This is a genomic window from Myxococcales bacterium (assembly GCA_016706225.1).
In the GTDB taxonomy this organism is placed as follows: Bacteria; Myxococcota_A; Polyangia; order Polyangiales; family Polyangiaceae; genus JADJKB01.
In genome coordinates, this window is the sequence record JADJKB010000003.1 from 732,443 (window position 1) to 754,760 (window position 22,318).

The window sequence follows — 22,318 nt, forward strand, 5'->3', positions numbered from 1 at the left end:
AGCCGTTCATGACCGGACCCCGTTCCACCGAGCTCTTGTCGCGCGCCGAGCGCCTGTTGCCTGGAGGGGTCAACAGCCCCGTCCGCGCCTACCGTGCCGTCGGCGGACACCCGCCGTTCATCGCCAGCGCGCAGGGTGCGCGGCTGACGGACGCCGACGGACGCGAGTACGTCGACTTCGTCGGCTCATGGGGGCCGGCGATTTTGGGGCACGGGCACCCGAAGGTGATCGAGGCGGTGAAGGCCCAGCTCGAGCGCGGGTTTTCGTTTGGCGCGCCGACGGAGCTCGAGGTGCGTTTTGCCGAAGCCGTCATCGAGCGCTACCCGAGCATCGAGATGCTGCGCTGCGTGTCGAGCGGCACCGAAGCTACGATGAGCGCGCTGCGCGTCGCGCGCGGGTTCACGGGCCGCGACGTGATCGTCAAGTTCGACGGCTGTTACCACGGACACTCGGACGGGCTCTTGGTCAAGGCCGGCAGTGGAGCCGCTACCTTTGGTAACCCCGACAGCGCTGGAGTCCCGGCGGGTGTGGTCGCGAACACGGCGACCCTGTCGTTCAACGATCCGGCCGCGCTGAAGGCGTTGTTCGCCGAGTCGGGCTCGCGCATCGCCGCCGTGATCGTCGAGCCGGTCGTTGGCAACATGGGGTGTGTGCCGCCGGAACCAGGCTACTTGCAGACCTTGCGGGCCGTGTGCACCGAGGCCGGCGCGCTGCTCATCTTCGACGAGGTGATGACCGGTTGCCGTCTTGCGCGAGGTGGCGCCCAAGAGCGCTTTGGCATCGTGCCGGACCTGACCTGTTTGGGAAAGGTCGTCGGCGGTGGCATGCCGCTCGCCGTCTACGGCGGCCGACGCGACGTGATGCAGAAGATCGCACCCGTCGGCCCGGTGTATCAGGCCGGCACGTTGAGCGGGAACCCGGTGGCCGTCACCGCCGGGCTCGCTACCTTGGCGGAGCTCGGCCAAGCTCAGTACGAAAAGCTGGAGTCGCTGGGAGCGCGGCTCGAGGCGGGGCTCGTCGCGGCGCTGAAAGAGACGAAGACTGTCGGCTCGGTGCAGCGAGTCGGCTCGATGATCACGTTGTTCTTCCACCCGGGGCCGGTGCGCTCGTGGGTGGACGCGGACAAGTGTGATCGCGAGCGTTTTGGTCGCTGGCACGGCGCCATGCTCCAGCGCGGCATCTACTGGCCCGCTGCGCAATTCGAGGCGGCGTTCATCAGCACGGCTCACACCGACGCGGACATCGACAACACCGTGAAGGCCGCGCGCGAAGCGCTGGCCGGCTGACCTCTCGCCGCAGTTCGCGCTGCTTGCACGCGTCAACCCGGCAACATGCAGGCGGGGTTCTCCACCTTCACGGTCTTCTTCACGCTGCCGACGCCATCGACTGCGACGTTGATGTCGAGGACGACGCTGTTCGTGTAGGGCGGCTCGCAGCTGACCTGTTCCATGGGGAAGATGCTGAAGACTCCGAGCGACTCACCGCAGTGCATCGTCACGGCGCTGGGCGTCGAGGCGGCGGGTTTTCCCCCGATGGACAGGGTCGTGTCCAACCTCACACAGCTTGCGTCGAGGCCGGCCACCCGAACACGAAAGCTCACCATCGGGCTGCCCTGACCCCCCCAGATCATCGCGAGCTCCGCGCCATCCTTCAGCGGCTCGAAGGGCTGCGTCGGATCGGCGATACCGAGCTCCACCTCGGTCTGCGAGGCCTTGCCCTTGAATGGATCACTGCAAGTCTCGACGAGCGGCGGAACCGGGCAGCCTCCGCCGATGGCGCCCTCACACGTGGCGTCGGCGATCCAGAAACCCGCCGGGCACGAGTACGTCCAGGTGTTCATGCCGTCGCCGACCGGGTACTTGCACGCCTCGGTGACAGCGCAGGACGAACCTGGGAAGGGTTTATCGGCGGGGCACGCGACATCTGCCTGGTCACAAGCGCCACCCGCGCCACCCGAACCACCCGCAGCGCCCGACCCACCGGCGCCTCCGGTGGCGGCGTCGTCGGTCTTCCCGGAGCACGCGAGCGTGGCGAGCGTGGCGATCAACAAACACAGGGCCGGAGCGAACGAAGCACTTCTCATTCGGCGCCGGTTTGCAACGGCCATGCCTGCAACGTCGCGGTATCGGCTTTCACGTTCCTGCCAGAAACCAACGAGTCGCGCAGCCTGTCGAGTTCCGGGCTTGGCACAGAGTGGCACTTCGCGGAACCAAACGCCTTGCGTCACCACGAGCCGTGGCTGCCGTGCGAGCCGTGGCTGCCGTGCGAGCCGTGGCTGCCGTGCGAGCCGTGGCTGCCGTGCGAACCGTGGCTGCCATGGCTGCCGTGGCTGCCGTGGCTGCCGTGACTGCCGTGCGAGCAGTGCTGCGCCGGGAACACTCCGTCGACTCCGCCGAGATCGGGGACCGCGGCGCAGTTGTCCTTCGCCTTCTCGATCACGACGTCCTCGGCCTTGCTGAGCATGCCTCGGGCGCTGCGCGAGAACGTGGGGAGCTTTCCCGATCCGTCCTTGGGCGGCACAGAGGGAGCCTAGCGCCTTTTGTCTGGCGCCGCGAGCCACCGCGCGAACGCGCTCAGTACAGGCAGACCGTGCAGCCGTAGGTCGAGGTGGCCGGACAATAGCCGGAGCCGGAGGTCCACCCGGGCTGAACGTGCCCGCAGCCGCCGGGGCTGCAAGTCTCGGATGGAGACCAGCTCCCACCGGAGCAGAGCAACACGGTGCCCTTGCTGAAGTCACACGCGGCCGCCTGCTCCGAGGCGCAGGGTTGGTAGTCGTAGGCGTAGGAGGTGGTCGTCACGCCGTCTTTGCAGTTCACGCTCGTGCCCGTGGTGACGTTCACGCAGTCCTGGCCGAACCCGCACGCAAACACGGCGGAGTAGGAGGACCCGTCGCAAAAGTAGATCTTGGTCGCCTCCCCCGTTGTCGAAGGCGCACCGCAGCGCAGTCCGCCATCGAGCGAACACAGAGAGCCCTCGCTGGGATACAGCGACGACCCGGCGGAACCACCCGAGCCTCCAAAACCACCCGAGCCTCCAAAACCACCCGAGCCTCCAAAACCACCCGAGCCTCCGAAGCCGCCGCCGGTGCAATCGCATTTCGTGTACGTGCCATCACTCTGGCACGTCTGCCCCCCGCTCTTGCCGTCCGTGCAGTAGCAGTAGATCTCTTGGCCCTCGTGCTCGCAGCTCCCCTGTTTGTCGCTGCCGCCGCACGCGCCCAGCGCCGCGCAGCCGAGCACTGCCAGAAGCGCCGACACTCGCCCGAGCACAGAGAAGTCTCGCCCCGCCATCACGCAGTTCCTGTCATGGGTTCACCACCATCCGCGCGCCCAACACGAAGAAACCCTTCAGCTTGGGATCCTTCACCTCGTCGGCGCTCCCGATGCCGTCCAGACCCTTCACCGAGTAAAGGTACATGCCCGCGTTGAACGCCGCGAACGGACCGGCACTGAAGTGGTCGCCGAGCTTCCAGTCGTAGCCGCCGGAAAGCTGCAGGAAGTCGACGCCACCGAGGGCAAACTGCTGTTTGCCTTCGGGTCGCTCGATGTCGATTTCGTCCGCGCTCCAGCCCACGCCGTATCCGAGCCACACGGACGCGTCTTGGTCGGGGGTGAACGCGACCGTGAAGTTCGCGCCCAGTCGGAGGCCGTACACACTGCAGGTGTACGCTTCACACATGCCTGCGCGATCGGTCCCTGGGCTGCCCATGGCGTAGGCCGCGTAGGCGCCGAGGTAGACAGCTGGTGACACCTGAAACCCGAGCTCGCCCTGGAGTGAGACGTTCGTGCCGAAAACTCGCGACAGCTCCTTGCCGTCACCGTCCTTCACGCTGCCAAACGGCAACCCGACGCCGAGCCTGGCCCCCGCGCGCGGGCCGACACGACCCCGCTTCTTGGCTGGCTCGGCTGGTTCGGCTGTCACCGGCTGCCCGCGCGGCGCATCAGGTTTTTGCGGAGCTTCGGCGCTGATGCTCCCGATTCGATCCCAGCTGAACGACAGCTCCCAGCCGTCTTCGGTCTCGATGATGGCGATGCGTCCGGGTTCGGAGCTGACGACTCGACCTTTGATCGACGTGCCGTTCTTCAAGTTGACCCAGACCGGCGGGCCGCTCGCTGGTGGACGAGCCGGCGGGGGCGGGGGCTCCGGCGGGGGCGGGGGTTCCGGTGGGGGCGGGGGTTCGGGCGGGGGCGGGGGATCGGGCGGGGGCGCGGGTTCCTCGGCCGGTGGTTCTGCAGGCGGTGATGCTTCCGGCAACGCCGCAGCGCCAGGTTTTCTTGCGGAGTTCGGCTTCGGCTCTTTGGCCTTGCCGCCCTGGGCCGGGAGGGCACCCGCCCACAGGAGAAACACCAGGCTGAGCCGTGCAACGCGCCGCAAGCTCACTGCGTCACTCCCTCGAGCCCGCCGTGGTTGGCGCAGAACCCGTGGCACAGCGCCTCCCAGTCTTTGACTCCGCTGAGGCAGCACGCTGCACCGCTCGATCCGACACAGGCTCCTCGGATGTCGTTGCCGTCCCAGCAGTTGCAGATCGGACCCGCGCACGACGAGCAGTCGCTGGTGGCTTTGCACGTGAGGTCGTCGACCTTGGCCACACCGCCGTGCCCTTCGCAGACGTCTTGGCAGATGCTGCCTCGCGCGTGGCAGCAGCCCCCGACCGTCGAGCACCCCAAGCCGACTCGGGTGACTTTGTTCTCACAACCACAGGCGAGGATGGGGCAGTCCGTGATGGCAGAACAGGAGCCGCTGCACGAATCATCGACGTCGCCGAACATGATGCCGCAGCCTGCGTACAGGGCGGAGACCCCAACCAAGAGGGTCAGCGCGAACAGCCGACGCAATGAACGACGGGGCTTCATTTCGGGCTCACGCAGCTGCCGCTCTCACACACCCGATCACCTTTGCAATCCGTGTCCTTCGTGCATCCCGCCGGATCGCCGGGCGGCGCGCCACCGTCCGCATCGCTGGGTGCACCGGCATCCGGATCGGTTGCTGGGGGCGGCTCGGGTTTCGGGGGCGGGGGCGGCTCGGGTTTCGGGGGCGGGGCGGGCAGCTCGACGGCCCGTGCTCCGAGTGCGTCGTTACCGAGCTGCGCGAGGATCTCCGAAAGCGCTGTCGCAACCGCCTCGTTTGCGCCGGCGGCCGGCACGACCTGCGAGCGGCGCGCGGACATGCCGGCGGCGTCGACCCGCATGTCGGCGCGCAGCTGCCCTGCCGGAGCGGGCGCGAGGAGCACGTGAATCACCAGCGGCACGAACAAGGCGCGCCGCAGCTCACCGAGCTCCCTCGGTCCATAATCGACCACCGCAACGCCCGGCGCGCTCTGATTCATCGCCCGGTCAGCGTCGACCTTCGAGCGCGGAGTGATGCGTCGCTTCGCGAGCATGCGCGTGATGACGGCGCGCAGCACCGCACTCGCGGTGGCGTCGCCCGCGTCGACGATCAAAAGCGCCGTGATCGGCTGCGGCTCTCCGGCCTTGCCTGGCGCGGGCTTCGTCCCACCTGGCTCGGTGCCACCCGCTCGGTAGGCCTCGTCGGTGCCGTGGGCAAGCGCCGCCGCTCGAGACATGTGGCTCACGCCCAGGGCAAAGACCCAAGCGTCGCTGCCCTGCCGGAAGACCTGGGCGCCGTAGAGAAAATCTCCGGCGTCGTAACCGGCCATCACGTTCTGTTGCAAGTCGTCGAGCACACCACCGGTCGCGGTGGCGTCGCTGGAGAAGCCGGCCTGAAGCCCGAGGTCGTGGCCACCGGACAACCCGATGCTGTAGCGACCCACGAGCTGAAACGGGACCTGAATTCCGCTCTCGTACAGGACGTCTGCCGTGAGGCCGACACCGAGCTTGCCCGATGGGTCGACCAGTCCCGCAATTGCCCCGAGGCCCGCGTGGTACGAGAGCGCGCTGTCGAGCCCATCGCCTTTGTTGAGCACGAGCTGCAGAGGCACCGCGCCTGCGAGCACGTGGCGCATCTGCCCCGGCTCGCCCCGAAACTGTCGCAACGTCGGGCGTGCGTTGAACCCGAATTGCTGAAGCACCTCGCTGCTGGAAAACAGCAGGTTGCCTCCGACGCTGAGGTCCATCCGCGGAGACCCCAGGTCGAACTGCTTTGCGAACGGCACCGCCGCTCCGTAGCGAGAGAATTTGTCCAGGCTCGCGTACTCGAGCAGCCCGCCGACTTGCAACGAGGTCGCGCCGCTCTTCATGTCGCGGAGCGCCCCGTCGAAGCCGCGCCCCTGCATGGCAATCGGGCCGGCGCCCGTGACCGCCGTGCCTCCGCGGTTCAGGCAATAGAGCTGAGTGCCAACCGACGTCACCGGGCCAATGTCGTTGGCTGAGCCCTTCAGGCTGCCCCAGTAGCAGCTATCTCCCGTGCAACCGGCCTCGACGCCGCAGATGGTGCAGGTGAAACTGCCGCCGCCCGCGGAGAGGTACTTGTCGACACAAGCGTTGAACTCCTCGTCCGCGCTGGCCGCGTGAGCCGTGCGCGGCCAGAGCAACGAGAGCAACCCGAGAGTGAGGGGAAGCGCGAGCCCGAGCCACTCGAAGTGCCGCCGCCCCCGCTGCTTCACAACCCGCGAGCAAAGCAGGGACGCCGAAGGTTGTCTAGGGCGTCAGACGGACCGGCCCTGTTCGCCCTTCACGCTCTTTCGGAGCGTGGCCTGGGCCGCTGCGAGCCGAGCGATCGGCACGCGGAACGGTGAGCACGAAACGTAGGCCAGGCCCACGTCGTCGAAGAAGAAGATGCTCTCGGGATCGCCGCCGTGCTCGCCGCAGATCCCCAAGGACATGTCGGGGCGCGTCGCGCGGCCGCGCTCACAAGCCATCCTGACCAGCTGGCCGACGCCTTCGGTGTCCAGCGAAACGAACGGCTCGTGAGGCAAGATCCCGCTGTCGACGTACTCGGGCAGGAAACGCCCGGCGTCGTCCCGGGAAAGTCCGAGGGTCGTCTGGGTGAGATCGTTGGTACCGAACGAGAAGAACTCCACGACCTCGGCGAGTTTGTCCGCCAGGAGGGCCGCGCGCGGCAGCTCGATCATCGTGCCGTACTTGTACTTGACCTCGATGCCCTCTTCTTTGAAGACCTCGGCGGCGACCCGTGTCACGACGACCTTCATCAGCTCGAGCTCCTTCTTGCTGAGCGAGAGCGGGATCATGATCTCCGGCAACACCTCGACGCCGTCCTTCTTTACCTTGCAGGCGGCGGTCAGGATGGCGCGGCTCTGCATGGCGCAGATCTCCGGGTAGGTCACGGTCAAGCGCACCCCGCGGTGCCCCAGCATGGGATTGAACTCGTGCAGCTCGCTGACCTTGCGGTCGAGATCCGCCGTAGATACCCCCATCGTCTGGGCGAGCTCCGCGATCTGTCCGCTCTGCTGCGGCAGGAACTCGTGCAGCGGCGGGTCGAGCAGGCGGATCGTGACCGGCAGCCCGTGCATCTCGCGGAAGATTCCGATGAAGTCCTCGGTCTGGAAGGGCAGCAGCTTGGCCAGCGCCTTTTGACGTGCCGCCAGGTCGCCAGCCAAGATCATCTCGCGCACCGCCGCGATGCGCGTGTCCTCGAAGAACATGTGCTCGGTGCGACAGAGACCGATGCCCTCGGCGCCGAGCTCTCTGGCTTTTTTGGCCTGCTCCGGCGTGTCCGCATTGGTGCGCACCCGCATGCGGCGCGCGGCGTCGGCCCAGCCCATGAGCTCGCCCATCTCACCGGAGAGCTTCGGTTCGACCTTGGGCACGTCACCCAGGTACACCTGACCCGACGAGCCATCGATGGTGATCACGTCCCCGACGCGCACCACGACGATGTCTGCACCCGCGGGGCGGACGGTCATGATCTGAGTCTCGTAGTCGATGCTGATGCCGTGACAGCCGACCACGCAGCTCCGTCCCATGCCGCGGGCGACGACGGCCGCGTGGCTGGTAGCGCCACCGCGCGCGGTCAGGATGCCCTTCGCCGCCTTCATGCCGTGTAGATCTTCGGGTGAGGTCTCGATGCGGACCAGGATCACCGGGTCGCCCTTTTCGGCACGCTTCTCTGCGTCATCGGCGCTGAACGCCACGTGCCCGGTGACCGAGCCCGGAGAGGCCGCCAGCCCGTGAGCGATGGGCTTGACCTTGGCGTTCGGGTCGATGGACGGGAACAGCAGCTGCTCGAGCCGTCCGGCATCCACGCGCAGGACCGCTTCGTCCTTGGTGATCAGGCCCTCTTTGGCCATGTCGACGGCGACCTTCACCTCGGCGCGCGCGGAGCGTTTGCCGTTGCGGGTCTGCAGCATGAAGAGCCGGCCATCTTCGATGGTGAACTCGATGTCCTGCATGTCGCGGAAGTGGCCCTCCAGCTTGGCCTGGATCCCATGCAGCTGTTCGAAGCTCTTGGGCAGCGATTCTTCCAGCGAGAGGCCGTTCGTGTCTGGGCCCTTCGAGATCGGGCGCGGCGTGCGGATACCGGCCACGACGTCTTCCCCTTGAGCGTTGGGCAACCACTCACCGAAGAAGCAACGCTCCCCCGTGCTCGGGTCCCGCGTGAAGGCCACACCCGTGGCGCTCGAGTCCCCGAGATTGCCGAACACCATGCTCTGCACGTTGACGGCGGTGCCCCACTCGACCGGAATGTTGTGCATCTTGCGGTACAAGATGGCGCGGTCGTTGTTCCAGCTCTCGAACACGGCGCCGATTGCGCCCATCAGCTGGTCGAAGGGTTTGTTCGGGAAGGGTTTGCCGGTCGCCTCGACGATGACCTTCTTGTAGTCCTCGACGACCTTCTGCAGCACCTCGGCGCTGAGCTGGCTGTCCGGCACTGCTCGCACCAAGGCCTCTGCGTCGTCGGTCACTGCGACGCCGAGCTCTTTTGCCATCACATGGCGGGCGGCATTCAAGACGTCGTGGAACCGCTGGTGCTTCACGTTCAGGACGACGTTGCCGTACATGCCGAGGAAGCGGCGATACGCGTCGTAGACAAACCGCGGATTCTTCGTGCGCTCGGCCAGCCCGCGCGCTGTTTCGTCGTTCAGCCCGAGGTTCAGGATGGTGTCCATCATGCCGGGCATGCTCGCGCGCGCACCGCTGCGCACGCTGACCAGGAGCGGGTTCGCGGGATCGCCGAACTTCTTGCCGAGCTCTTGCTCGAGCCAGGCCATGTCTTCCGCTACGGCGCCCTCGAGCCCCGGCGGCATCTTCTTGCCGGCGGCGTAGAAAGCCGTGCACAGCTCGGTCGTCAGGGTGAAGCCGGGAGGAACCGGAATGCCGAGGTTGGCCATCTCGGCCAGTCCCGCGCCCTTGCCACCGAGCAGCGGCTTCATGTCACCACGGCCGTCGGCTTTGCCAGGCTGAAATCGATAAATGATCTTCTGCGTCGTCATGCTGGGGCAGGTCATCGCAGAGCGGGAGTCGGACTGCAAGGTGCGACACCGCCGGCGAACGATTTGCGCCTCGCTCGACGCGGAGCGTCGAAACGCGGAACCTCAGTCTTTGGCCGGGGACGGCGCCGGCTCCGCCGCGCCGCGCCGCGACACGAGCCAGCCGAAAGCCGCCGCGGTGAAGAACATGATCAAGCTGTAGATGGCGGGCGGGATCGCCATCGTCGAGTTGTCGAGCAGGAGCGGGCTCGACGCGATGGCGATGGCCAGCGTGCCATTGTGGATCCCGATCTCCATGCCGATGGCGATGGCCTGACGGCGCTCGACCCGCGCCAGGATCGGCACGAAGAACCCGACGGCCATGCTGGCCAGATTGAACGCCAGCGCGGCGAGCCCCACCTGCCGGAAGTACTCGCCGAGGTTGGCCCGTTCCTTCAGCACAGCGGAGACGATCACCAGGATCAAGAACACCGCCGAGAGGAGCCGCACTGGCTTCTCGAGCCCTGCAGCAGTCGCGGGCTTCTTCCAGCGGATCAGCATGCCGATCGAGACGGGCACGAGCACGATGGCAAAGACCTGGATCACCTTGCCGAACTGCAGCGGAATGGCCTTTCCCACACCCATGAACGCCTCGAGCGAGAGGTTCACGATGAACGGCAGGAGAAACAGCGACAGCAAGCTGTTGACTGCGGTGAGCGTGATGTTCAGCGCCACGTCGCCCTTCGCTAGGTGGCTGAACAAGTTCGCCGTCGCCCCGCCTGGAGAAGCCGCGAGCAGCATCAGCCCGACGGCCAGCGCCGGAGGCAGCGCGAAGGCGCGGGCGATACCAAAACAGACGAACGGCAACACCAACATCTGGCAGGCGAGTCCGACGAACACCGCCCGCGGGTAGACCACGACGCGGCGAAAATCCGCCAGCGTGAGCGTGAGCCCGAGCCCGAGCATGATGACGCCGAGCGCGAGCGGCAAGAACACGACGGTGATGATGCTCGATTGCATTTCCCTCCCCTTCCAGAGTCGTCAGCCCGCCAGCAAGTTGAAGTGCGCGATGGCGGAGCACGTGCGGTGGATCTGGCGCATCAGCTTCAGGCGATTCTCCCGAACCTTGGGCTCGTCGGCCATGACCAGCACGTCGTCGAAGTACCGGCTCAGGACCGGCGCGAAGGCCGCGATGGCCGCGAGCGCGCTCTCGTAGTCGTGACTCTGGTGAGCCGCGCCGACCTGCCGCCCGAGCTCCGAGAAGGCAGAGAACAAGCTGGTTTCCGAGACGTGGACCTCGGAGCTGACCTCACCGGGTTGGAGGGGCTGCCCGTCAGGCGCATCTTTCGCGATGTTGGCCGCGCGCTTGAAGACTTCCCCGGCCGAAGCCCGGACGGCCGCGTCCAGCCGAGCCAGAGCCCGAGCGCGGAGCGCGACGTCGTACGGGCGATCGGAGTCCGTCGCGAGGCACGCTTCGATGGCGTCGGCCGGTAGCTCCTGCTCGAGCAGACCCCGCAGGCGTTGCTTGAAGAATGGCAAGAGTTTCTCGGCCGTCCCCGCGCTGTCGGCGTCGAGCTTCACGCCCGAGATTGCGGCGTGCGCACTGGCCACGGCGCGAGCGAGGGACAGATCCCACTGTCGGTCGAGCAGGGTTCGGAGCACACCCAGCGCCGCGCGACGCAGAGCCAATGGATCGGCGGCGCCGGTCGGAACCTGGCCGATCGCGAAGCAGCCCACGAGTGTGTCGAGCCGATCCGCAATCGCGACCAGCGCGGCGGCGTCGGTGGGCGCGGTCGGGTCGTCGGCGCCACGCGGTTGGTAGTGCTCCGCAATGACCCGGGCGACGTCCGGTTGCACGCCCTGGGCAAGCGCGTACGCCGTGCCCATTTCGCCCTGCAGCTCCGGCAGCTCTCCGACCATCAACGTGACCAGGTCACACTTCGCGAGGGCGGCACCGGCGGTCGCGGTCTGGACCACGGAGGCTGAAAGTGACAGCTCGGCTCCGAGCAGCGGGACCAGGCGTTCGATGCGCTGCACCTTGTCTGCCACGCTTCCGAGGCGCTTGTGGAAGACGACTCCCTCGAGCTTGGCCCGGCGTGCGGCGAGCGGGGTCGCGAGATCGGTCTGGTAGAAGAACTTCGCGTCGGCGAGGCGCGCGCGCATCACCCGGTCGTTTCCGCGCCGGACGTTGTCGGGGTTCTGCGCGGTGTTGACCACGGCCAGGTACTTGGGGAGAAGTTTGCCGTTCTCGGAGCGCACGCCGAAATAGCGTTGATGGCCCTTGGCGACGTCCAGGATGACCCGCTCCGGCAACATCAACAGAGCCTCATCGAAGCTGCCGACCACGACCTCGGGTTCTTCCACCAGAGACAGGTTTTCTTCGACCAAGAAGTCGTCTTCGATCAACACGCCGCCGGCCTGTTTTGCGGCCGCATGCAGGCGCTCGACCATGGTGCGCCGCCGGTCGTCGACCTCGGCAAACACGTGATGCTCACGCAGATGCGCGAGGTAATCGCTGGCACGCTCGAGCGGGTGGGCACCGGGCGCGAGAAATCGGTGACCCTCGGTCGTTCGCCCGGAACGCACCCCTGCGAAAGAAAAATCGATGGCGCTCGGACCGAGCAGAGCGCACAGCCAGCGCACCGGGCGGCCAAACGCTACTTCTTCGGTCGACCAGCGCATCGACTTCTTGAACGTCAGCTTCGCGCACACGTCTGCCAGGGCCGCGGGCAACAGCGCCGCGGCCGGCGCACCTTTTTCGCGGCGTCGCCCGCTCAGGTACTCACCCTTCTCCGTCGCCGAGCGCGTGAGCGCCGCGACGTCACAGCCGAGCTTCTGTGCAAAAGCCTGAGCCGCTTTGGTCGGAGCCCCGGCGGCGTCGAAGGCCACGCGCGCGGGTGGCCCCAGGACCTCTTCGTCGAGATCCGGCTGTTGGTCGGCGAGCTCGGTGGCCCACACGGCGAGGCGTCGGGGGGTGCCCGCGGACTTCACCTCACCACACGTCAGCCGCAGCTCCGTCAGCTTCGTGCGAAGCAGTGCCGGTAGCGCCTCGACACCGTGGGCGACGAACGACGCAGGAAGCTCCTCGGTCCCGATCTCTAGAAGTAACGTCTCGGCCATGGAAGGCGGGCACGCTACCTCACCCCCGCCGGATCGAGTAGCCGCGTTGCGCCACGGCGGCGCGAAAAGCCGCTCGTGGGGGCACCGCGCGGCGCACATCTTCCGAGGCGGCCCCGAGAAATTCACGCTAAGCTTCGGGCGCTTGTCATTGACCCGTTCATCGACTCGGTTGTTCGTGCTCGCGAGCCTCGCGCTCGCGGCACTGCAGTGCTCTTTCCCGGAGCACGACTTCATTCCGGCTGATCAGTTCGAGAATTTGAAGGACTCGGGCCAGCCCGGCGGCGCGGGCGGGTTTGGTGCCGTCGGGGGAGCGGGCGGCGCCGCGGGCGCGGGCGGCACCATCGCAGGAGGCGGGGGTGGTGCAGGCGGTGGCGGCGGCGTGACCGGTGGCGGAGGTGCGGGCGGAAGCGGCGGCGCAACCGGCGGCACCGGCGGCGCAACCGGCGGGACCGGAGGCAAGGGTGGCACCGGCGGAACCGGTGGCGGCACCGGCGGGACGACCGGTGGGACCGGAGGAACGGGTGGCACCGGTGGGACGGGTGGCGCTACGGGCGGCACCGGCGGGGCGGGTGGCGCTACGGGCGGAACGGGTGGCACGGGCGGAACGGGTGGCGCGGGCGGAACGGGTGGCGCTACGGGTGGCACTGGCGGCGCAACGGGTGGCACCGGCGGTACGACCTGCGCCAAGCTCGTGATCAACGAGATCTCTCCCGACGGCGCAACGGGCACCGACGAGTTCGTCGAACTTCACAACGCCGGCACTTGCAGCGCGAACCTCGGCACCTGGTCCCTCAAGTACATCAACGCCAACAACACGACTTCGGGGTCCACCTACTGGAGTGGGCTCAACACGGACTCCATCGCGGTCGGCGGCTACTTCGTAATCGGCGGCACTACCTTCACACCGAAGGACGCTTCGCTGAGCAGCGGACTGGCCGCCGGAGGTGGCGGCGTGGCGCTGTTCGACGGCACGACGATCAAGGACAGCATGGCCTACGGCAGCGCCATCGCTGGCCACCCTTACCTCGAAGGCACGACACCGGTCGCGAACATCCCCAGCAGCCAATCCGCCGCACGCAAGCCAAACGGCACGGATACCAACGTGAACTCTGCGGACTTCAAGATCGGCGCCCGCACCGCCGGCGCGACCAACTGAGACTCGTATGAAGATCGTTTGCCCGACCTGCCAGAAGACCATCGACGACGCGCCCGACGATTTTCCGCCACGTCCGTTCTGCTCGGCACGCTGCAAGCTCATCGACCTGGGGAACTGGTTCGACGGCTCCTATCGCATGAGTGAGCCCATCGACGCGCTGGAGTCCGAGACGTCCGACTCCGGTGACTCGAAGCTGAACTGAGCAATTACGGGGCTTTTTGACGGTGCTAGACTGAGCTTCGTCTGATGCTTGCCGGCGGCGACAGCGTGCTCCGGGCGATCACCAACGACGGTGCCTTTCGCGTCGTGGTCGCCAAGACTACCAGCACCGTGCGCGGGGTGATGGCCGCGCAACGGGGGAACGCCGTCACCGCTCGGGCGTTTGGGGATCTGATCACCGGCTCGGTGCTCTTCCGCGAGACGATGGCGCCGAACCTGCGAGTGCAGAGCGTGCTGCGCGGGGTCGACGGGCGCGGCAGCTTGATCGCCGACTCGCACCCGTCGGGCATGACCCGCGGACTCATTCAGCTGCCGGAGGACAGCGACCGGGTGAACACCGGGCCCGGCGCGCTGCTGCAGCTGATGCGCACGCTGCCAGGCGGGCGCATCAACCAAGGGGTCGTCGAGATGCCGGCGGGCGGTGACATGTCCCAGGCCCTGATGGCGTACATGCAAATCTCGGAGCAGGTCGTGAGCATGATCGCCGTCGGAACGCTGCACGAGAAGGGCGAGGTCACCGCTGCGGGGGGTTACCTGGTGCAGCTGTTGCCGGAGGTCGGTCGCGGGCCGCTGATGATCATGACCGAGCGCCTGCGCGACTTCGAGAGCATCGACGCCGAGCTGCACAATGCGGCCTTCACCCCACGTCACCTCTTGGACGAGTTGCTTCACGGCATGGAGCACACGCGTCTGGATGAGCGCAGCGTCGGTTTTGCATGTTGGTGCGATGAACTGCGGCTGTTGTCGGTCCTCGCCACGCTGGACCGGGCGGAGATCGAGGATCTGATCGCGGAGGGGCGAGCCCTCGACATCTCTTGCGACTACTGCAACGCGCCGTATCAGATCGCCCCCGCCAAGCTGCGCGGCCTGGTCGACGCGAGTTGAGCCAAAGCCGGTGTATGCTGCGCGCCGCATGCGCCCGGCGAGCACGGCTCTGTTTGCGGTCTGGCTGACCGGCTGCACGCCAGCCGCCCCGCCCGAGGCCCAGCCTCCGCTCACGCCAACTTCGCCGCCCTTGGCTGAGCCGGCTGAGACCGTCATCACGATCGTCGGGACCAACGACGTGCACGGGCACATCGAGCACCTGCCCGCGTTCGGCGGGTACGTCGAGCGGCTCCGAGAGCTGCGACGCGCGGACGGTGGCGTCGTGCTCGTCGACGCTGGCGACATGTTCCAGGGGACTCTCGAGTCGAACCTGAACGAGGGGGCGGCGGTGATCGCCGCCTTCAACAGCCTCGGGTACACCGCTGCGGCGCTCGGCAACCACGATTTCGACTACGGGCCGGTGGGCGATCTCGAGCCGTCCTCCGGCGCCGATCCCGCGGGAGCGTTGCGGGCGCGTCTGACCCAGGCACGGTTCCCGGTGCTCTCTGCCAACCTGGTCGACACGAAGACCCGTCGCTCACCTGGCTGGAAGAACCTCAGCGCCTCGACGTTGGTGGAGGTGGCGGGTGTGAAGCTGGGCATCGTCGGCGTGCTGACCCACGAGACACCGAGCATCGTCATGCCGGCGTATTTCGTCGGGCTCGACGTGACGCCCCTCGCCCCGGCCATCGGCGCCGAGGCGAAGCTCCTGCGAGAGCAAGGCGCACGAGCCGTACTCGCCGTCGCTCACGCCGGCGGCAAGTGTCACAGCTTCGACGACGCCCGGCGCGAGAGCGCGTGTGCACCAGACGAAGAGCTCAACCGAGTGCTCGCCCAGTTGCCGCAGAACAGCGTGGATGCCGTCATTGGCGGGCATACCCACCAGGGGGTCGCGCATTTTCTGTCGGGCATCGCCGTCGCCGAGTCCTTCTGTTACGGCCGGGCGTTCTCCCGCATCGACCTCCACGTGCCTCGGGACGCCTCTCAGCCCGTGAGCGCAAAGCTGTTTCCTCCGAGGGAAATCTGCATCGATGTGAACGCGGCCGAGTGCTCACCCGGAAGCTACGAACAGCGCACGATCGTCCCGAGCGCCACCATCGAAGCCGTGGTATCGCCGTTTCGCGAGACCGCGCGCAAACGCCGCGCGGAGCGCCTCGGCGTCGAGGTCATACACGCCGTGCTGTCCGAGCACGGCAGTGAGTCAGCGCTCGGCAACCTGCTCAGCGATCTGCTGCTCGCTGCCACGCCGGGCGCCGACATCGCGCTGCTGAACGGTGGCGGGCTGCGCGCGCCGCTCCCTGTGGGTGACCTGACCTACGGGCAGCTCTACGAGAGCCAACCCTTCGACAACCGAGTCGCCCGCCTCACGCTCGCCGTCGCCGCGTTGCGCGAGGTGCTCAGGCTGCATCTGGAGCGAGGTCGACACGGCATCCTCTCCATCGCCGGGGCCCGCGTCGAGGCGCGATGCATCGGGGATCGCCTCGAGGTGGCGCTCATCCGGCCGAATGGCAAACCGCTCACGGACGCCGAGCGTGTCACGATCGTCACGAGTGACTACCTGGCATCCGGCGGCGACGAGCTCTTCGCCGGCGCCGGTCGCCCGGCCGTTCCGTTCGCGACCGAGACACTCACGGTCCGCGACGCCCTCGCTGGCGAGCTCAGACGACACAACGGAAGCCTGGACGGGGAAGACCCAAAGCTCCTCGATCCGAAGCGACCTCGACTCCGGCTGCCGAGCGCCCGCCCGATCCGCTGCGGCAAGTGAGGGGCGGCGCCCGTCCATGTAGGGAAATTCCAGACCTAGGTGGGAACGGCCCGAATCTCGCTGGCTCGGGGGTCGCGTGCTAACTTGAGCACGCTGGGATGAAGGGTCCGACCACACCCGACGACCTCCTGGATTCGGCCGATACGATCTCGGTCGAGACCCAGAAGGTCAGCGTGTCGACGAAGAGCGTCGACCTGACCGCCGGGCAGTTGATCGGCGGGAAATACCGGCTGGTCCGCCGGCTGGGTGAAGGCGGAATGGCCAGCGTCTGGGTCGCCCACAACGAGGCCCTCGACATCAACGTCGCCATCAAGTTCATCCGCTCGGATCTCGCCAACGCGGACCTCGGCAATCGGCTGTTGCAGGAAGCTCGGGCGGCAGCGCGCCTCGGACACCCAGGCATCGTGCGGGTCTCGGACTTCGGCAAGACCGCGACCGGCGACCCGTACATCGTGATGGAGCTCTTGAACGGCGAAGATCTCGGTGAGGTGATCAAACGCAAGGGTCCGATGGCGCCGCTCAAGGCGGTGCGCACTCTGCTGCCCATCGTCGATGCGCTGGCGGTCGCACACGGCAAGAAGATCGTGCACCGCGATCTGAAACCCGAGAACATCTTCCTGGCGCAAGAAGAGAACGGCAAGGTCCAGCCCAAGGTCGTCGACTTTGGCATTGCCAAGCTCGAACAAGACGACACGGCCCGCATCACTCAGATGGGCGCCGCCATGGGCAGCCCGGCGTACATGTCACCGGAGCAGGCTCGCGGCCTGGACGTCGACGCACGCACGGACGTGTGGGCGATGTGTGTCGTCTTTTACGAGGTCATGACCGGCAGCCTGCCGTTCAACGGAAATTCGTACACCGCGCTGGTGGTTGCGATTCTCGAAGGCAAACCGAAGCCGCTCACCGAGCTCGGGATCGGCGACGACGAGCTGTGGCGGATCGTCGCCAAGGGGCTGGAAAAGGACGAAAACCTCCGCTGGCCAAACATGCGCGAGCTGGGCGGCGCCCTCGCGCGCTGGGCGCTCGCGCACAGCGTGGCCGACGACATCACGGGCTCGAATCTGCAGAGCTCCTGGGTCGAGCGCCCGCCGGATTCGATGCCGATGGAGGGCAATTCGATGATGCCGGCCGCTCAGTCCGCGGTCGCTGGTACCGGCTCCGGACCTGCCGCGACTCAGCTGTCTGCCACCGTGTCCGGCGCAAGTGTGGCTCGCAGTCGCTCGACCGTCGTGATCGTCGGCGTCAGCGTGGTGGTCGCGCTCGTCATCGGGGCTGGTGTTGCCCTGCGGGCGCTCAGCGGGCCAACGCCGAAACCGGAGGCCGAGAACTCAGCAGTCTTCACCGCCTCCACCGCGCTGGGCGCGAGCACGCCGGTGGTACCCACGGTGATGCCGACGGCGCCGAGCGCTGCGCCCGAAGCCAGCCCCGAGCCGGCGATGAGCGCGGAGCCCGAGGCGAGCGCCAAGACGCCGATGCCCGCACACAAGCCCAGCGTCAAAAATCCCGCGGTTGGCGGCAAGCCAGTGGCCAAGCCGCCGGAGACGCCAAAGGTCCCCGAAAAAACGCCGGACAAGCCAGCCAAGCCACCGGAGAAAGATCCGTTGGACACGCTGAAGCCCTTCTGAGCTTTTGTATGGAGTATCGAGCTTTCTTGCGCGGGGTGCTCTCCGCTTGTGCATTCGCTGGGACACTTGCCCTGGCACCGCTCACGGCGAGCGCAGAGCCCGCGGCCAAACCGGTGGCGGCGCAGGCCGCCAGAGATCCCGCCGCGAAGGCCCGGGCGCAGAAGCACTTCGAGCGTGGTGTCGTCGCCTTCAAGGACAACCGCTTCAAAGACGCGGTCGACGCCTTCCTGGACGCCCACCGAGAGTTTCCCAGCCCCGCCCTCAGCTACAATGCGGCCCGCGCCTACGACAAACTGCTCGATGCCGCCGGGGCGTTGCGCTTCTACCGTGAGTATCTCCGACAGACTCCCGACGCGAGCGACCGCGCGAACGTGGACAAGCGCATCGGAGAGCTGGAAAGCAAACTGCAGACCGAGCGCGGGCGTCAGCAAGTGACGATCTTGTCGAACGTGGCGGGCGCGACAGTGCGCATCGACGACCAACCCGTCGGAGTCGCACCGTGGACTGGGGAAATCCTCCCGGGCAAACACCGGGTGAAGCTGTCTCTCGACGGTTACCAAGACGCGGAGGAGCCGTTCGAGCTCGACGCTCACCGCGCGATGGACGTCAGTGTGACACTCGAGGTCGCGGTCGCCGCGGCGCCCGGAGCAACAAAAGCATCGAAGGCGGAGCCGATCGACCGGGGCACCCCGCAGACTGGCAGCGTCAGCTGGATGACCTGGACAGCGTTTGGGGTCGGCGCCGTGGCCCTCGGTGGCGCCGCGGTCTTCGAGGTCATGCGCTCGAGCGCAGAGGAAGACGTCAAGAACGAGCCAACACAGGTTGCTCGTCACGATGCCTTCGACAAGATGGAGAGCCGGCAGAAGACCGCCCGCATCTTCGCTGGCGTCGGTGCCGTGGCCGTCGTGGCCGGCGGTGTGCTGCTGGCGCTGGACCTGACCAAGGCACCCACCCAAGAGAAACAACCTTCGGTGGGGCTCGCCTGCCTGCCGGGTAGCTGCGCCGCGACCTTTGCCGGGCGCTTTTGAGGGGAAACCATGGCAAGAAGAAACGCAGATCGCGTCCCGACGAGCGGCCTGGAGCCGCGGCGTTCCCGGCCGAAGCCTGGGTTGCTCTCGCTGCGGCGGCTGATGCTGCTCGCCGCGATGTTCTTTGCGTGGAACTTGCTGGGACAGACCGGCTGCGCCGCGGATGACCTGTCCGAGTACCTCGAGAGCGGCGAGTGCGACGCGGACAGCAAGTGCGCGGACGGCTACACATGCAAACCGAAGGCCGGCACTCCCCACGGCGTGTGTGTCAAGGGTGGGGGCAGCGGGGGCACCGGCGGCGGCGACGCCGATCCGTGCGCGAGCTGTGCGGTTGGTGAAAAGTGTTGTGATGGAACCTGCGTCGACCTGAAGACCAGCTCGGAGCACTGCGGAGCCTGCGGCACCCCGTGCCCAGGCACCACCTGCCAGGGCGGGACGTGTACCAACACGTGCAAGCTCGGCCAGCTCGACTGCGACAAGAACAGCGCCAACGGCTGCGAGGTCGACGCCGCGAAGGATCCGAAGAACTGCGGCAACTGCCGGAACGAGTGCAGTGCGCCGGTCGGCGGCAACGCGGAATGCAAGGGCGGGGCCTGCTCGCTCGCCTGCGGTTCAGGGACGAAGCTCTGCGACGTTCGCTGCACCGACACCGGCCAGGATCCCGACAACTGCGGCGACTGCGCCGCGCAGTGCCCGGCCGCCAACAACGGCGCGCGCACCTGCAGCGGGGGCAAGTGCGGCACCGCGTGCGACCCGGGGTTCACGGACTGCGGGCCCGACGGGTGTGTCAACACATTGACGGCGCCGAGCAACTGCGGGGCGTGCGGCCAGATCTGCAACACCGGCGAGGTGTGCAACGCGGGCAAGTGCGACACCAGCTGCGGGGCGCTCACTCAGTGCGGAGCGGCCTGCGTCGACAAACAAGTCGACGTGGAGAACTGCGGCGCTTGCGGCAACTCCTGTCCCTCGACGTCGAACGGGACACCCAACTGCAAGGCGGGCTTGTGCGGAGTAACTTGCAATTCGGGGGCCACCGCGTGCGGCGAGCTCTGCATCGACACCAAGACCGACGCCAACAACTGCGGCGCTTGTAGCAAGGCTTGCACGGCGCCCGCCAACTCCACGGCAACCTGCTCCAGCAGTGCCTGCGGCTTCGTCTGCGACACCGGCTTCGTGAAGTGCGGTGACAAGTGCCTGAAGACCGACGTCGACGTCGCCAACTGCGGCAGCTGCGGCAACGCTTGCAAGACCGGCGAGGTCTGCTCCGCCGGCCAGTGTGTGCTGACGTGCGCGAATGGCACGACCAAGTGTGGCGCCGCGTGCGTCGATACCAAGAAGGACCCAACCAACTGCGGCACCTGCGGGACTGCGTGTCCCGGAGTGGGCGACGGGGCGCCGGCGTGTGCCAACGGCGTGTGTGACTACACGTGCAGCGCAGGGTTCACGAAGTGCAACGCGGGTTGTGTCAACACGTCGAACGACAAACAGAACTGCGGCAGCTGTGGCAACGTGTGCCCGAGTGCAACGACCGGCGGCAGCGTGGCCTGCGTAGCAGGAGCCTGCACGACGACCTGCAACGCCGGTCTCACCCTGTGCAGTGGTCAGTGTGTCAACAAGCAAACCGACAACAACAACTGCGGCGCCTGCGGATTGGCGTGTGGGACAGGGAAGGTGTGCAGCAACGGTACCTGCACGCTGAACTGCCCAAACAACACCACCAACTGCAACGGGCAGTGTGTGGCAACGGGTTCAGATCCGCAGAACTGCGGCGGCTGCGGCGTCGTTTGTGGCACCCCGAGCGGCGGCCAGGCCTTCTGTTCGAGCGGAACCTGCGGCTTCAACTGCACCGGCAACTTGATCAAGTGCGGTCAGACGTGCGTGGACCCCACCAAACTGCCGAACTGCGGCGGCTGTGGCAACGATTGCGCGCCCCCTCCCACGAACGGTTACCCGACCTGCGCCTCGAGCAGCTGCTCGTTCGATTGTAACGGTGGTTTCACGAAGTGTGGCAACGCCTGTCGCAACCTTCAGGCCGACAACAACAACTGCGGAGGCTGCGGCGTCGTCTGCGGAAGCGGCAAGGTCTGTCAGGGCGGCCAGTGCATCGTGAACTGCACGCCGCCATTGCAGAACTGCGGCGGGAACTGCGTCGACACGGACAGCAACCCGGCGAACTGCGGGACGTGCGGCAAGACCTGCGCGTTTGGGCAAAACTCCACCGCGAGCTGCAACGCGGGGGTCTGTGGCCTCACGTGTTCGTTGGGCTACGGCAACTGCAACCTGAACCCCGTTGACGGTTGTGAGATCAATCTCCAGACCAACCCGCTATTTTGCGGCTCGTGTTCGCGACCGTGCAACACGAAAGACGTCATGAGCATCTCCTGCAGTGTCGGGATGTGCGACTCGACTTGTAACCTCGGGTTCAGCAATTGCGGCGCGCCGGCAGTTCCAACCGCCGACGACGGCTGCGAGACTTCCCAGGGCGATGCAAACTGCGGCGCCTGCGGCGTCGCTTGCAGCAAACAAGGTTTCACCGGGCCTGACGATTTTGCCTGCAGCCCGGCGGGTATGATCACGCCACCGCTCTCTTGCGGTTGCAATGACGCTGCCGACTGTGGCACCGGCAAAGGCAGTTGCGCGCTCGGCCTGTGCACGTGCACGTTGGCGATATGCAATCCCGGCGAGGTCTGCTCGGCTTCGGGCGGTACGGGCGGCACCGGCGGCTCGGGCGGCTCGGGTGGCACCGGCAGCACCGGCGGTACGGGCACAGGCGGTACGGGCACAGGCGGTACGGGCACTGGCGGTACGAGCACCGGCGGTACGAGCACCGGCGGTACGAGCACCGGCGGCACGGGCACTGGCGGCACCGGTACCGCCGGAGCCTTCGCTGGCACCGAGGATTTCTGCAGCTGCAACGGCGGCCCCGCTTGCCCGTTCGGCCCCGGAATGACCTGCTGTCCGGATCTCGACAACAACCCCACCAACGACTGCCACGCCCTGGCCATCGAGCCCCAGAATTGCGGCGCCTGCGGCCGAGCCTGTCCACCCGGTTTCAGTTGCGCAGGCTCCACCTGCCAATGTCAGTCCGCCGCCAACTGCCAGATGGGCGGCACGAACGTGACGTGCGTGGCGGTGGGCCTGGATTCCGTGTGCAAGTGCAACACGACGATCTGTCCGCCCGGAAAGCGTTGTTTCCCGGGCAACCTCTGCAAGTAG

General features: G+C 67.1%; 17 protein-coding genes. 8 read left to right on the forward strand and 9 right to left on the reverse strand.

All coding sequences use genetic code 11. The features are described 5' to 3' along the window. Nucleotides 1-8 precede the first annotated feature (8 nt). Nucleotides 9-1,286 (forward strand): glutamate-1-semialdehyde 2,1-aminomutase, encoded by a 1,278-nt coding sequence (hemL, locus tag IPI67_04915; GenBank protein ID MBK7579531.1) that lies wholly within the window; start codon nucleotides 9-11, stop codon nucleotides 1,284-1,286. A gap of 32 nt (nucleotides 1,287-1,318) precedes the next feature. Here hemL and IPI67_04920 read toward each other — a convergent pair whose 3' ends face one another. The 9 genes from IPI67_04920 to IPI67_04960 all read right to left on the reverse strand — a co-directional run bounded on the left by IPI67_04920 (nucleotide 1,319) and on the right by IPI67_04960 (nucleotide 12,445). Then, nucleotides 1,319-2,083 carry a hypothetical protein gene (locus tag IPI67_04920; protein MBK7579532.1) on the reverse strand — a complete coding sequence of 255 codons (765 nt, stop codon included), beginning with the start codon at nucleotides 2,081-2,083 and terminating at the stop codon, nucleotides 1,319-1,321. A gap of 140 nt (nucleotides 2,084-2,223) precedes the next feature. After that, nucleotides 2,224-2,520, reverse strand: coding sequence for a hypothetical protein (locus IPI67_04925; GenBank protein ID MBK7579533.1), 297 nt, complete (start codon nucleotides 2,518-2,520; stop codon nucleotides 2,224-2,226). A 53-nt stretch (nucleotides 2,521-2,573) separates the two neighbouring features. After that, nucleotides 2,574-3,290, reverse strand: coding sequence for a hypothetical protein (locus tag IPI67_04930; protein MBK7579534.1), 717 nt, complete (start codon nucleotides 3,288-3,290; stop codon nucleotides 2,574-2,576). Nucleotides 3,291-3,303: 13 nt separating this feature from the next. Beyond that, on the reverse strand, nucleotides 3,304-4,380 hold the full coding sequence (locus IPI67_04935) for a hypothetical protein (protein ID MBK7579535.1): 1,077 nt from the start codon (nucleotides 4,378-4,380) through the stop codon (nucleotides 3,304-3,306). Continuing rightward, complete coding sequence (locus IPI67_04940) at nucleotides 4,377-4,853, reverse strand: hypothetical protein (GenBank protein MBK7579536.1); 477 nt, start codon at nucleotides 4,851-4,853, stop codon at nucleotides 4,377-4,379. The genes IPI67_04935 and IPI67_04940 overlap by 4 nt, the downstream gene beginning before the upstream one ends. Continuing rightward, nucleotides 4,850-6,562, reverse strand: coding sequence for a hypothetical protein (locus tag IPI67_04945; protein ID MBK7579537.1), 1,713 nt, complete (start codon nucleotides 6,560-6,562; stop codon nucleotides 4,850-4,852). The genes IPI67_04940 and IPI67_04945 overlap by 4 nt, the downstream gene beginning before the upstream one ends. Before the next feature lie 42 nt (nucleotides 6,563-6,604). Then, a complete protein-coding gene (locus IPI67_04950) occupies nucleotides 6,605-9,349 on the reverse strand; it encodes a pyruvate, phosphate dikinase (protein MBK7579538.1) in 2,745 nt (914 codons plus the stop codon). A 102-nt stretch (nucleotides 9,350-9,451) separates the two neighbouring features. Beyond that, the gene (locus IPI67_04955) at nucleotides 9,452-10,345 is read right to left on the reverse strand and encodes a bile acid:sodium symporter family protein (GenBank protein MBK7579539.1); all 894 of its coding nucleotides are present in this window, start codon (nucleotides 10,343-10,345) and stop codon (nucleotides 9,452-9,454) included. A 21-nt stretch (nucleotides 10,346-10,366) separates the two neighbouring features. Beyond that, complete coding sequence (locus IPI67_04960) at nucleotides 10,367-12,445, reverse strand: glycine--tRNA ligase subunit beta (GenBank protein MBK7579540.1); 2,079 nt, start codon at nucleotides 12,443-12,445, stop codon at nucleotides 10,367-10,369. Between the two features lie 142 nt (nucleotides 12,446-12,587). Between IPI67_04960 and IPI67_04965 the strand changes: the two genes are divergently transcribed. The 7 genes from IPI67_04965 (at nucleotide 12,588) to IPI67_04995 (ending at nucleotide 22,318) form a co-directional block, all read left to right on the forward strand. After that, nucleotides 12,588-13,601, forward strand: coding sequence for a lamin tail domain-containing protein (locus tag IPI67_04965; GenBank protein ID MBK7579541.1), 1,014 nt, complete (start codon nucleotides 12,588-12,590; stop codon nucleotides 13,599-13,601). 7 nt (nucleotides 13,602-13,608) lie between these two features. Continuing rightward, on the forward strand, nucleotides 13,609-13,803 hold the full coding sequence (gene yacG, locus IPI67_04970; GenBank protein MBK7579542.1) for a DNA gyrase inhibitor YacG: 195 nt from the start codon (nucleotides 13,609-13,611) through the stop codon (nucleotides 13,801-13,803). A gap of 44 nt (nucleotides 13,804-13,847) precedes the next feature. Further along, a complete protein-coding gene (locus tag IPI67_04975; protein MBK7579543.1) occupies nucleotides 13,848-14,705 on the forward strand; it encodes an Hsp33 family molecular chaperone HslO in 858 nt (285 codons plus the stop codon). A gap of 28 nt (nucleotides 14,706-14,733) precedes the next feature. Continuing rightward, the gene (locus IPI67_04980) at nucleotides 14,734-16,449 is read left to right on the forward strand and encodes a bifunctional metallophosphatase/5'-nucleotidase (GenBank protein MBK7579544.1); all 1,716 of its coding nucleotides are present in this window, start codon (nucleotides 14,734-14,736) and stop codon (nucleotides 16,447-16,449) included. Between the two features lie 98 nt (nucleotides 16,450-16,547). After that, nucleotides 16,548-18,074, forward strand: a complete 1,527-nt coding sequence (locus IPI67_04985; protein ID MBK7579545.1) for a protein kinase — start codon at nucleotides 16,548-16,550, stop codon at nucleotides 18,072-18,074. An 8-nt stretch (nucleotides 18,075-18,082) separates the two neighbouring features. Next, nucleotides 18,083-19,102, forward strand: coding sequence for a PEGA domain-containing protein (locus IPI67_04990; GenBank protein ID MBK7579546.1), 1,020 nt, complete (start codon nucleotides 18,083-18,085; stop codon nucleotides 19,100-19,102). Between the two features lie 9 nt (nucleotides 19,103-19,111). Then, entirely contained in the window at nucleotides 19,112-22,318 is a 3,207-nt protein-coding gene (locus IPI67_04995; GenBank protein ID MBK7579547.1) for a hypothetical protein, read from the forward strand.

Coding starts and splice junctions, on each gene's coding strand:
- hemL (MBK7579531.1), top strand. CDS start 9: ATGACCGGACCCCGTTCCACCGAGCTCTTGTCGCGCGCCGAGCGCCTG.
- IPI67_04920 (MBK7579532.1), bottom strand. CDS start 2,083: ATGAGAAGTGCTTCGTTCGCTCCGGCCCTGTGTTTGTTGATCGCCACG.
- IPI67_04930 (MBK7579534.1), bottom strand. CDS start 3,290: ATGGCGGGGCGAGACTTCTCTGTGCTCGGGCGAGTGTCGGCGCTTCTG.
- IPI67_04940 (MBK7579536.1), bottom strand. CDS start 4,853: ATGAAGCCCCGTCGTTCATTGCGTCGGCTGTTCGCGCTGACCCTCTTG.
- IPI67_04950 (MBK7579538.1), bottom strand. CDS start 9,349: ATGACGACGCAGAAGATCATTTATCGATTTCAGCCTGGCAAAGCCGAC.
- IPI67_04955 (MBK7579539.1), bottom strand. CDS start 10,345: ATGCAATCGAGCATCATCACCGTCGTGTTCTTGCCGCTCGCGCTCGGC.
- IPI67_04960 (MBK7579540.1), bottom strand. CDS start 12,445: ATGGCCGAGACGTTACTTCTAGAGATCGGGACCGAGGAGCTTCCTGCG.
- yacG (MBK7579542.1), top strand. CDS start 13,609: ATGAAGATCGTTTGCCCGACCTGCCAGAAGACCATCGACGACGCGCCC.
- IPI67_04975 (MBK7579543.1), top strand. CDS start 13,848: ATGCTTGCCGGCGGCGACAGCGTGCTCCGGGCGATCACCAACGACGGT.
- IPI67_04980 (MBK7579544.1), top strand. CDS start 14,734: ATGCGCCCGGCGAGCACGGCTCTGTTTGCGGTCTGGCTGACCGGCTGC.
- IPI67_04985 (MBK7579545.1), top strand. CDS start 16,548: ATGAAGGGTCCGACCACACCCGACGACCTCCTGGATTCGGCCGATACG.
- IPI67_04990 (MBK7579546.1), top strand. CDS start 18,083: ATGGAGTATCGAGCTTTCTTGCGCGGGGTGCTCTCCGCTTGTGCATTC.
- IPI67_04995 (MBK7579547.1), top strand. CDS start 19,112: ATGGCAAGAAGAAACGCAGATCGCGTCCCGACGAGCGGCCTGGAGCCG.